At 41.8% G+C, this 9,186-nt stretch carries 6 protein-coding genes; 1 reads left to right on the forward strand and 5 read right to left on the reverse strand.

Annotated elements, in window-relative coordinates; translation table 11 throughout:
• Positions 1-38: 38 nt before the first annotated feature.
• Complete coding sequence (locus tag ACTXGO_RS06835; RefSeq protein WP_443541267.1) at positions 39-863, reverse strand: hypothetical protein; 825 nt, start codon at positions 861-863, stop codon at positions 39-41.
• A gap of 264 nt (positions 864-1,127) precedes the next feature.
• On the opposite strand from ACTXGO_RS06835, the gene ACTXGO_RS06840 reads away from it, so the two are divergent.
• Positions 1,128-2,288, forward strand: coding sequence for a MalY/PatB family protein (locus tag ACTXGO_RS06840; RefSeq protein WP_443541266.1), 1,161 nt, complete (start codon positions 1,128-1,130; stop codon positions 2,286-2,288).
• A gap of 139 nt (positions 2,289-2,427) precedes the next feature.
• On the opposite strand, the gene ACTXGO_RS06845 is transcribed toward ACTXGO_RS06840, so the two are convergent.
• The 4 genes from ACTXGO_RS06845 to ACTXGO_RS06860 all read right to left on the reverse strand — a co-directional run.
• Complete coding sequence (locus ACTXGO_RS06845; protein WP_443541265.1) at positions 2,428-4,284, reverse strand: UvrD-helicase domain-containing protein; 1,857 nt, start codon at positions 4,282-4,284, stop codon at positions 2,428-2,430.
• A gap of 71 nt (positions 4,285-4,355) precedes the next feature.
• Entirely contained in the window at positions 4,356-6,359 is a 2,004-nt protein-coding gene (locus ACTXGO_RS06850; protein ID WP_443541264.1) for an ATP-dependent nuclease, read from the reverse strand.
• A gap of 353 nt (positions 6,360-6,712) precedes the next feature.
• On the reverse strand, positions 6,713-8,278 hold the full coding sequence (locus tag ACTXGO_RS06855) for an FGGY-family carbohydrate kinase (protein ID WP_443541263.1): 1,566 nt from the start codon (positions 8,276-8,278) through the stop codon (positions 6,713-6,715).
• Positions 8,279-8,485: 207 nt separating this feature from the next.
• The coding region (locus tag ACTXGO_RS06860; RefSeq protein ID WP_443573800.1) for a glycerol-3-phosphate dehydrogenase C-terminal domain-containing protein at positions 8,486-9,186 on the reverse strand (701 nt) is incomplete at its 5' end.

Consider the following 9,186-nt stretch of genomic DNA (forward strand, 5'->3'; position numbering starts at 1 on the left):
TCTGATTTACAGCTGTGCCAATATTATCCAGTGATGGTTTAACGAGCGGATTTGTAGTAGTCAACCAGCATCGTGCCCAAAGTGCCGTTGTCATCGATAGTCACGATTCTGACCGTACCCGACTGTGATGCGGTGCTCGATTGTACTTGTCCGGCGCTACCTAAGACGACTTGGTTATTGCCTGCTGCCATTGCGCCATTACCGATAGCGATGCTGTTCATGCCGCCTGCCATAGATTTGTTACCTACAGCTACCGAGTTTGCCCCTTGTGCGGCGGCCGCCTCACCGACGGCGGTTGAACGAACGCCACTAGCGTTGGCGATATGACCAAAAGCTTGCGCGCGCTCAGCAGTGGCTTTGGACTGCCAGCCGATAGAGGTTGAGCCGAGACCTGCGGCATTGGCTTCACCGCCGACAGCCGTTGCTGAGTTTAGACCTGCATTGGCTTTATTACCGACAGCGACCGTATCGTTGGTGCCTCCTGCCATAGCCGCTTCGCCAACAGCGGTTGCGCGTACGCCGCTTGCATTAGCGAGATGACCAAAGGCTTGTGCGCGCTCGGCAGTGGCTTTTGATTGCCAACCGACAGAGGTTGAGCCCAGACCTGCAGCGTTAGCTTGACCGCCGATAGCTGTCGCTGAATTAAGTCCGGCGTTCGCCATATTACCGATAGCGACGGTGTCGTTCGTGCCAGTAGACATAGCGCTATTGCCCAAAATGAGGGCCGTACTGCTAGTCGCACCGGCAGCCATCGGTTGAACCTCGGCGGCGGTAGTTATATTGGAGCAAGCAGCGACGCTTGCAATTGCTAAAGTCAGCACGCTCATCTTGAGTGCAGAGCTTCGTGAAAATTCCATTTTCATAATTTTAAGTCCTTTTAAATAAGCCATCTTGGCTCAGGTAGTGGTTTTGGCAAGTGCCAATATCTTATAAATAGTACACTATCAGCATACTCTGGCATCGATAAACTGATGAGATATAGAGTCCGCCACAGTAATGTAACACTAATTCTTGCGCATCATGCAAGTAATGATAGTGTTAAACTCTCAAAGGTTATTTAAGCCGACGAATGAGCAGTTATAGCCCAAAAACACACTCGCTATTCACTGATATAAAGGAGAATGCTCATGCCATATAATTTTGATGAGATAATCGATAGACGCGGGACGGGATCACTCAAATGGCACTATAGCGATGATACTATTCCGCTGTGGGTCGCTGATATGGACTTTAAAGCAGCGCAGCCTATTTTAGATAGCTTACAGCGTGTGGTGGATCACGGCATCTTGGGTTATACCAAACCTACCGATGCCTTGTACGAGTCGATTATTAATTGGCACGGCAGTCGTTATGGTTTGCAGTTGGCTCAAGACAATATTTTATTTTCGCCAGGCGTGGTGCCAAGCCTGGCGCTGATGATGCATATTTTTACTGAAGTAGGCGATGCGGTACTGGTCAATGATCCCATCTATACGCCGTTTATGACTAAGGTGAAGCAAAATAAGCGCACGCTGGTGACCTCAGCAATAAAGGAAGTCGACGGTAAATATCAACTCGATCTAAACGATATCGAAGCTAAAATTATCGATAATAAAGTTAAATTATATCTGCTATGCAATCCGCATAATCCGGGCGGGCGCGTCTGGACAACCGACGAGCTTAAAGCGCTGCTTAAGTTATGTAAAAAGCACAATGTAGCAATTGTCAGTGATGAGATCCATCAAGATTTGACGTTAAGTGGTTATAAATTTACACCGTTTTTAAAGTTAGCAGAAGCCGAAGGATACGCGCATAACGTCGTCAGCCTGACCTCGATGACTAAAACCTTTAACGTCGCCGGTATCAAAGGCTCAATGATCTTTGCTAAAGATGAGACGCTGATCAAAAAAATCAGCCAGCAGCAGAATTTGAATGATGAATACGAGCTCAATTTATTTGCTTATACCGTGATGCAAAGCGCTTATAAAGAGGGTGGCGAGTGGCTTGAGCAGGTACTGGCTTATATCGAAAAAAATATCGAGATTACGATAGATTTTTTATCAGGGCATCTGCCTGATATTAAGGTGATGCGTCCTGAGGCTTCGTATTTGATTTGGCTGGATTGCTCAGCGTATGCGCAAGATGATCAGGCGCTGTATGACAAACTGCGTGACGCTAAAGTTGAGCTTAATTCAGGGATTAAATACGGTAGTGAGGGACATCTAAAAATGCGTATTAATGTGGCTTGTCCTGAGGCGCTACTGCGTGAGGGGTTAAATCGGGTTTATGCGGCGTTTAGTGTTATTTGATCTTAGTGCTTCTTGCGTAAGGAATGCTTATAAACGAGATAACTTAAAAACTTATTATAGCAGGTTAAAGTAGAAAAGTTGCTATTCTTAGTACGATATGATCGTGTTGACAATGGCTGAGCAATACAATGTTATTAATTCACGGACTCATTCTATTATCTATGTTAACTAGACCAGAGCTGTTCATAGTATCAAGTATAGGACGAATATTTTCAAAAGATTGATTTCTCACTCTACCAAATTTATCTTGTCTTTCTTTACTAAAAGTAAATATGACTCGCTTTTTAGCTCTAGATAGTGCTACAAAAAAAGCACGATTGTCTTCATTAGATTGATTTTTATACGTCCAAAAAGCACCGTCTTCCAATCCTATAAACACTACTGTATGGTATTCAAGTCCTTTGCTTTTGTGAATAGTCATAACAGGTATAGTATCTTTACCTAAAAGAGTATCTAAAGAAGTCTCTAAACTTTCAGATATCTGATAAGCTTTCCATAACTCATCATCTAATTTCTTCAGAAGTTTATCTAGCTCTATCTGATTTTTATATTTAGGAAATTGAGCTTTTAATCTTCTCTCATCTACTAACTCTCTAGCATCTTTCAGCAATGCTTTGATTGTATCAAATGTTAAATTATCAAAGTCGTACTTATTCCGAGCATATTTTATAAATTTGAATAGTTTTTTCTCCATATTCAAGAGCTTTTGATTATCAAGTTCTGAATACAAATAGCTTATAAAATCAAAAGTTTGTTTCCTAGTTTCAGTATTTGTATTGTCTAAACATCTATACATCATATTAACGATGAATATTGATATTTCCTCAGTAAGAATGTCGTAAAAATTGTCTTCATTTCTAGTCTTGATATTATTTTTGCAAAAGTAACCTATCATCTCACCGACATAAACGTCTAATTGTTGCTTCACTAGAATACATATATCTCTGGGGTCAATACTATCTTGGGTAATCCATCTATTAACGTCTACTAATAAATCTCGTTTTTCATTCTCAGGGCTATTGAAAAAACATATGTTGCATTCACCTTGATCTACTTCCCATCTAGTAGAAGGAGTAGCTTTATGATTATCTCTTAGTAAATGCTCACTGAAATAGTTTAATAAATTAACAATTTTAGGCGCACTACGATAATTCATATGAAGGTTAATTTGCTTTGCACCAGCATCATTTATGAAATCCTGAAATACTGTTTCTTTCGCACCAGCCCATAACATTATACGTTGTTTATCATCACCCACAGCTGTAAATGTAGAACTGCTATTAATAAAACAGCTTTGAAATAAGTCATATTGAATGTCTGTAGTATCTTGAAATTCATCAAGAAAGACGAATTGATAAGTCATTTGAAGATACTTTTTTATTTTAGGGTTAGTATTTATGATGAGTTCAGCTAAGCGCATTATCATTGGAAACGATAATTTTGATGGATTAGAATTTAATAATTGTAACCATACTCTCTTTCTAGCATCATTAGGCGAATTACTGAAGTCTGTTAGAAGCTGCTCGTTATGAGTCTTCATTATTTGCTTTTTTATAGCATAAGAATGAAGAGTTGTACCCTCCCTTTCATAAAGCTCCAGTATTTCTTTATCACCTAACAAAACTTCGTACTGGTCAGCAACATTAACACCGTTAGGTAGTGCTTTCTTAAACCTGTCTAAAATTTGCTTAGCAAAAGAATCAAACGTGAGTGAATCAAATCTCTTAACTAATTCATCTCCACAGCGTTTTTCAACTCTTTCATTTAAATTATAAGAAGCATCCCTCTTAAAACTAATAGCTAGAATTTTTCGAGGGTATTTACAAGTGTTCGTTTCTAATAAATAGCTTGCTCTTTGGGCTAGCATTTCTGTTTTACCAGCACCTGGTCCAGCTAAGATTAAGCAGTTACTCATGCTTTTAACCGCATCCAACGCATTGTCTTCAAGTTCTAAACTATCACTGGGAAGCCAGTCTTCCGAACTAATAACTTTCATAACAATTTCTATTCACCTACTACAAATTAAATATCTAAAGCGATATGAGTGTTTTAATACCGAAACCTATATTATGAGTGAATAAGTAAGTCGTTCATACGTTTGAAAAGAGTAGTGAATAAAGGTGGGAAGGACTGTTTTATTTCCTCTTCTGTCATTTTAGCCAGAGCAAGAATATGAGTTGTTGGTTTTCCTCTACCTAAAAAATGATAGTTGTACCAAATCATCAACTCTCTATCTTCGGGAGTATAAGTGTGACCAGTAGCATCTGCTGATTTTAGAGTTGCTTGAACACCATTAGCTATTTTGACATTAAATTTATCAAGCTCACTTGTCTTATTCGGAATTTGTGGTCCGCCATTTTTCGGAATAGTATCTTTATAGAAGCTTGTATAACTCTTTAGCATCAAAAAATCTAAATCTAGAGGTTCCGAGAAATAAACATCATATCTATTCAGTCTTCTAATCCATAGATACATTATTTCAATATTGCGTTCATTTAACTCCATATTATGCATGGATTCCAGTCGCTCATCTGAAAAAATACTTCCATCTGTTAAAGCTAAGAGTTCATTTTTGTCCTTCCCAATTTTAATTAATTGTTGAAGAGCGTATTTAACTCTTCCCCAGCCACCCCCATTTCTCTCTAAATCCAAGTCTAATAAGGTAATGAAAGGAATCTGTAAAGCGTTCAGTAGTTTCCATATGTGGTTGACGAATCTGTGACCTAATGGGGCGAAAGTGATAATATTGTCATCGAAATCAACACCTTCTATCTCCATAAAACGATTAAAAATAACTTCCTCTGTATCACCTTCACCAATAACTACTAATCTAGCGAAATATATTTCTGGATAATTATGTATTGCTTGCTTAATATATCTATAAGCTAAATCATTCTCTTCAGGCAATACAATCATGCTAACTTGCGACTCATAACTTTCATTAATTCTAAAATGTAGAATACTTTCAGGATCTATTCTTTTGACAATTGAAGGTGTATGAGAAGATAACAATACTTGTGAATGGTTTTGTTTTGAAATAGTATTTAGAATTTTAACTACTCGACCGAGTAATTGAGGTGCAATATGATTTTCAGGCTCTTCTATGGCTAATATAGTTAACAAGGGACGAGTAGCTTTTAGAGTTTCGTTATTGCTTCTATCTGCTAACTGCTCTTCAATATCCAATAAAGCACATACCAATGTAAGATAAAACATCGAACGATATCCATCACCTAACTCATGAATAAAAAATTCTTTGTGAGTACCTGTAGGGCTAAAAGAAATCTCTAGCTTTTTTAAGATTTCATCCGAACTACTAGCACTAAAACCTAAAGCTGTATCTTTATAACGCTCATCTTTGTGAAATTGACCCCATACGTTTTTAATTACATCTTGAATAACGTTAAATTCAGCGAGGCCTTTAAAAGCCTCATTAATTTCATGTATTTTTTCATCAAAGTCCACTTTAAATGAGTCATCCCACTGAATTTTTCGGAGGATTCTATATAAGATACTACCTGAAGCATATTTAATCTGTTCGGAAGGTCTTCTAATCGCAGGCACATATAAAATTTGTATCAATTGTCTTAGATGAGGACTGAGTTTAGTTTTATTATCTTCATTCGCTATTTCACCGTCGGCAACTTTTATGAAATAAGTTTCGAATTCAAACTCACCGTCAGGCTCAATGTCAGATTTTTTCCATTTTGCTTCAAGTCTAATACGAACATAGGGGTCTTGACCTTGACCGTTAATAACCATATCAGGAAAGAACTGGACAATAGCATCACTTTCGCTTTCTTCCTCAGAAAACTGAATTTTTGCTTCGATAGAAAGCTCACGGTTTACTATGTTTTCTGAGTTCTCTTCCTTGCCAATGTGAAAGTCTTCTCTTACAAGCTCTCTTTCTGATAATGTTGAACCAAATAGCTTTCTCAAAGCCTCTAAGGCGGTAGTCTTCCCAGAACTATTAAGACCAATGAAAGCTGAAAGTTTGTTCTTTAGCAGTATATCAACACCTTCAGGTCCAAATGACTTGAAACCCTTTATTCTTAGATTAGAGATTTGCATAGGAACCTATATTTATATATTAACAACTCAAATTTTTTGAGTAGAGAAGCTGTTTTATTCTATAGCTTATATCAAAATTACTTGTCAGAGTAGACTTTAATAAGCTAATTATAGTGTTGCCTTGAGACGCGTCTTAGCCGTGACTGACGCGGTATCCTGTGCGACTAAGCGGGTTGCGGGCACTTGGCTGAGGGTAGTATCGAGTATACAGGAATGCCATCAGCCATTAGTGCCCGCCACGCTTAGGGGTACAGATACAAGCAGAAGGCGCGATCAGCTCCCATAACCTCTTCGGCACAATCATCCCACCTTTTGACCACGCCTAATACTTCTACACTTCAAACTCGTCCAGACTACTTGGCGGGGTATCCTGTGATGTCTTGAATGCTTTGGTATAAGGGTTTTAGGCGCTCGTACATCTTCAGATAGACTTCGTTATACAGACGCTTGTAGAGTTGCACGTTGGCTTCAATAGGTAAGAATTCGTCGCCTAAATGGGTCATAGCTTTGCTGGCTGCGGCGTGGTCAGGATAGACGCCGAGACCCACCGCGCAGTTGATGGCAGCGCCGAGGCCAGTGGCCTCATAGGTGTGCGGGCGGTAGGCGGGCATGGCAAAGATGTCGGCGGTGAGCTGCATGGCAGCGTCGCTTTGGGAGCCGCCGCCTGAGACGCGCAGGTGTTTGATGGGTTTGCCGGTACGTTTTTCGATGGTATCAAAACCGAGTTTAAGCTCGTAAGCCAGCCCTTCTAAGATGGCGCGATAAATATGCGCGCGCGTATGCACATCACCAAAACCGATAAGTGCGCCTTTGCCTTCAAGCCCCGGATGACGGACACCGGGTGACCAATACGGCTGCATCATGAGTCCCATACAGCCGGCTGGAATGTCTTTGACGGCGGCATCGAGGAGTTTTTCGGTGTCGATGCCTTGGGTTTTAGCAAGCTCTTGCTCGTAGTGGGCGAATTGTTCTTTGAACCAGCTGACCATCCAAAAGCCGCGATAAATCATGTACTCGTGGTTGTAGTAGTGCGGGGCGGCGGCGGTGTAGGCGGGCATGTGCTTGAGGACCTCTAAGTAATCGGGGGAGATAGTATTAATAGTAGCGGTGGTGCCAAAGCTAAGACACGCGGTATCGGCGGCAAACCCCGCTGCGCCTAGGGCTTCGCACGCCTTATCACTGGCGGCAGCGATCATTGGTGTGCCTTTTAAGATACCCGTAGCTTTGGCTGCTGCCGCGCTAATTTGACCGAGCTTTCGCCCCGGCGGAATGATTTTGGGCATTTGCTCGGGGGTACAGCTAAACAGTCGCCATTTAAGATCTTTGGGTTTGAGCCATGTTTGTGCTTTGTAGTCATACGGCAAATAGCCGACCGAATGACCATTTGAGTCGATAAGTTCACCTACTAGCTGATAAGTGAGGTAGGCGGAGAGGTTGACGTAGTGGGCGGTCTTGGCCCAAGTCTCTGGCTCGTTTTGCGCGAGCCAATTACAACGGGCTTTTTGCTGCGCGTCTTTTACCAATTCGCCCATGCCGATGATTTTTGTAATTGGGTTTAAAAAACCGATGTCATGAGTCTCAGCGCGGCGCAAATCCATCCAAACGATAGCAGGACGTAGCGGCTGTTTGTCTTTATCCAAACAAATCATCGTATAACGCTGAGTGGCGAGACTGACACCGGCGATTTGCTCAGGTTTAATATCGCAGCTTTGCCACAGCTTTTGGCAGGCCTCCCATAGCTTTTGCCAATAGTAGTCGGCGTGCTGCTCGGCATAATTGGGCTGCTCGGAGAAATACGGCTCGATAGGCACGCGGGCTTTGGCAATCTCGCTGCCGAATTGATCAAAGATAAGCGCGCGGACGCTTTGGGTGCCGTTGTCGATAGCTAAGAAATAAATCGGGTCGTGAGAGGTGGTCATAGTTGTCCTTAACTATAGTCGAACCGCTCTTAAAGTGTTACAGCGTTAGACTCGCTTAGCCTACTATCGTAGTACTTGCGCTCGTCTGCCTTGTACCACTTTCAAGATCGGTTGACTATCTGTAGAGTTACACAGATAGTTTATGTAAAAATTTACACCAGTAGCACTAATCCAGAACACTGATTTCTATAATAATTCGAAGAAGCACTAAGCCGCAGGCAAATGGTAATAGCGTTGCCACAACTCGCTATAGCGAGCGGCTTCTCGTTGCCACTTTTGCTCATCCCAGCCCAGCTCTTGCTGACAGATTTGCTTCAGTCTCGCGCTAATAAGCGGTGTCATCGCGCCATGCGGGAGAATCAAACCTAAGCGCGTACGCCGCAGTAGTAGATCATCTAAATGAATGACTTGCTCAAAGCGCGCGGCAAAGCGAATCTCGGCCCAAATAGTATTGCTATCGGTGACATACGCTAACTCGTCGTCATGCGCTATGTCTAGTAACCTATCAAGCTGTAGACCATAAAACCCTTGCAAGCGCTGTTGTAGAGGTTTTGGTAAAGTGGCAAATTTAGGATGGGTAGGGGTGGGGTTACTAAAGACTTGGTCACCACTTACTGTTTGGTTTTGCATAGTGGTATCGCTAAGCGCGAGTACTTGTTGACACTTCTCAAGTACATCAAGGGCAATAAGGCGAAAGGTGGTGAGCTTGCCACCGCTGACGGTAACAAGATTATTATCGAGCCAAACGCTATGATCACGCTTTTCTTTACTAGGACTGACGCGTTTGCCATCACCGCCATCGGAGATCAGCGGACGCACGCCTGCCCAAGTGCTGATAACGTCTTCGCGGTTTAAGTCCGTATCATCAAACAATCCATTGGTCGCGTCTAATAGATAATCGACTTCTT

The sequence above is a fragment of the Psychrobacter sp. T6-1 genome (genome assembly GCF_052258445.1).

Excerpts from the sequence above, each read along its gene's own strand:
- ACTXGO_RS06835 (WP_443541267.1), bottom strand. The coding sequence starts at position 863 with ATGAAAATGGAATTTTCACGAAGCTCTGCACTCAAGATGAGCGTGCTG.
- ACTXGO_RS06840 (WP_443541266.1), top strand. The coding sequence starts at position 1,128 with ATGCCATATAATTTTGATGAGATAATCGATAGACGCGGGACGGGATCA.
- ACTXGO_RS06845 (WP_443541265.1), bottom strand. The coding sequence starts at position 4,284 with ATGAAAGTTATTAGTTCGGAAGACTGGCTTCCCAGTGATAGTTTAGAA.
- ACTXGO_RS06850 (WP_443541264.1), bottom strand. The coding sequence starts at position 6,359 with ATGCAAATCTCTAATCTAAGAATAAAGGGTTTCAAGTCATTTGGACCT.
- ACTXGO_RS06855 (WP_443541263.1), bottom strand. The coding sequence starts at position 8,278 with ATGACCACCTCTCACGACCCGATTTATTTCTTAGCTATCGACAACGGC.